Below are 2,587 nucleotides of genomic sequence, written 5' to 3' on the forward strand. Positions count from 1 at the left end.
CCCCACCACAAGATAAGGCAGCACCTCAACAAATTGGGTCCACGCATTACGCAAAGCACGCTGTAGGCGTACTGAGAAAGGTACATCTGTTTCTCCCTCTCCGTCTTGTGCCCCCACTACCCGCACCTGCTTAACATAACTTGCTAAACCAACTTTTTCCCAAACTGCACCTAATATTGCCGCTAAAGAAAAACATAAAACTGCGTACACAACTGTTACACGCCAACCAAAGACTGCTAGAAAAAGGCCTAAGATAACTGGATTAAGCAATGGAGAAGCCAGTAAGAAGGAACTGGTAGCACCAAAAGGAGCACCGGCATTTAACAGCCCTACCATTACTGGAATCGTTGAGCAGGAGCAAAACGGTGTCACTGTCCCCAAAGCAGCCCCTAAAATGTTGCCCTGTCCCATGCGGTCAGTAAGCACGCGACGAATAGTAGCAGCAGGAATATACTCTTGAAGCAGTCCAACCAAGAAACTGATCCCTATAAACAGAGCCGCCAGTTCAGCAACAAGGGTTAGAAAAGAAACTAGAGTTTGGGCCAGAGAAATTGTTGTCATGACTCAAGCTTTCCTCCTTTTTCTTACTTTGTACCTTATGGTATGATACCTAGATGGCCAATGTATTTGGTGACAAAATCAATACTGACACACGGGCCTCAAATCAATGCTTTTACAATATACTTTGTAACTTCTTCCCAAGCAGCCGCCGCCACTTGAAAAGCTTGACGACCCTTGTCAGTTAGAGTGTACACTTTGCGCTCTCGACCACCGGTGGCCTCCACTACCACCGAGACGTAGCCCCCTTCTTCAAACTCTCGCAATGCAGGATAAATAGTGCCTTCTGTCGGTGTACAACAACCCTTAGTCACTTCTGCCACCGTACGCGCTATTTCATATCCATGCATAGATTGAGTATATAGTACACGCAGGATAAAAAACTTGGACAGACTCATCTTAATGATACCGTTCCAATACTCTTGACTGGTATAGTCTATAGCCATTATACATTGCCCCTCAATGTATTTATGATTGCATGTTACCTAATTTCTACATCGTTGTCAAGCTTTCTAGTTCAATCTGTCACGGGACTATGATATTGTCACTCACATGCCTATTTAAAGAAATGGTGTAGATATGTAGATATAATGCAAGGGGTCTACCTATAAGTACATCCTATGAGTCTTGCCTACGAAGTCCTCGTCCGTTCCGGTGGAAAAAAACACCCTTTCTCTCCGGTATCTCACGAGAAAGAGTGCTTATAGTAGCCTATTTCTGTAGAAATCGTTTGATCTCCTCTACGCTGGGAACTCGTCCCGACACTACCACCTTTTCATCTACCACTAAGCCAGGCGTCATCAAGATATCGTAAGTCATAATATCTTTAATGTCGGTAACATGTTCAAACTCGGCCTCAACTCCAAGCTCGGCCACCGCTGTGCGGACCCTTTCTTCCAGCACCCGGCATTTTCTACACCCGGCACCTAGAATCTTAACTTGCATCATGATCGTCCTCCCATTCAATTTGTTATCATATTTTATCACTTAGTACTAACTCAAGTGCGTCAAAACTATGCTATTGCTCCAAAAGCATAGCCGGTTAATGTGGCCATAACTACCACTAACAATACATAAGCAATAGTCCTCTTAGTTCCCATAATGTTGCGAATGGCCAACATACTAGGTAGACTCAAAGCCGGTCCCGCCAGTAGCAGGGCCAGTGCCGGCCCCTGTCCCATGCCCAAGTCGGTGAGGGCTTTTACAATAGGAACCTCTGTAAGCGTAGAAAAGTACATAAAGGCCCCAAAAATAGACGCCAGCAAATTGGCACCAACAGAATTACTACCCACATACTTGGCGATCCACTCTGGTGGCAGTATAACCTTAATAGCTCCAGCAACAAACACTCCTACCAGCAAAACAGGAAAAATAAGCTTGACGAATTTCCAAGTTTCCGCCATCCAATCTTCAAATTCGCCTTCTTCAAACCAGCGACTCACAACTAGGGAAATGGAATTAATCAGAGTAAGAATAATGGCCACCTTGCTCCACAGGGGAATCTTACTAGTACCAAACAGCAGTATGGCCACTAATAGACCGAAAAACACAAGATGTTGCCAGGCGGGGCGGCCATTAGCCTCACCGGCGAACAAAGCCGAGTTCTCACGTTTTTCGGCTGGATCCTGTCGTTCAAATAACGCAGCCATAACGAGTCCAATAACCAAGGAAAACAACACCGCGCCCACCGCTCGTGCCAACCCCATCTGAAAGCCGATGGCTCGGGCCGTAAGGACTATGGCTAGAACATTGATAGCTGGGCCGGAATACAAGAAAGCTATGGCCGGTCCTATCCCCGCTCCCTTGCGATAAATACCGGCAAACAGCGGCAGCACTGTACACGAACATACAGCCAACACTGTCCCCGACACCGAAGCCACACCATAAGACAGCCACTTATTAGTCTTTGGACCGAAGTACTGTAAAACTGCTGCCGTAGAAAGCACAGCCGAAATACCACCGGCAATAAAAAACGCCGGTACCAAACAAGTTAACACATGAGCCGAGAGATATTCCAGCAGTTCACTAA

The 2,587-nt window shown here is 46.2% G+C and carries 4 protein-coding genes; all 4 read right to left on the reverse strand.

The features are described from left to right. Positions 1-561 (reverse strand): permease (locus GX016_08345; GenBank protein ID HHT71569.1); only part of this gene is annotated, 561 nt, incomplete at its 3' end. Positions 562-659: 98 nt separating this feature from the next. Then, a complete protein-coding gene (locus tag GX016_08350) occupies positions 660-956 on the reverse strand; it encodes a PadR family transcriptional regulator (protein HHT71570.1) in 297 nt (98 codons plus the stop codon). A gap of 313 nt (positions 957-1,269) precedes the next feature. After that, the gene (locus GX016_08355; protein HHT71571.1) at positions 1,270-1,503 is read right to left on the reverse strand and encodes a thioredoxin family protein; all 234 of its coding nucleotides are present in this window, start codon (positions 1,501-1,503) and stop codon (positions 1,270-1,272) included. A 68-nt stretch (positions 1,504-1,571) separates the two neighbouring features. Then, a partial coding sequence (locus GX016_08360) for a permease (protein ID HHT71572.1) occupies positions 1,572-2,587 on the reverse strand: 1,016 nt, incomplete at its 5' end.

This window comes from Bacillota bacterium, from assembly GCA_012837285.1.
In the GTDB taxonomy this organism is placed as follows: domain Bacteria; phylum Bacillota; class DTU030; order DUMP01; family DUMP01; genus DUNI01.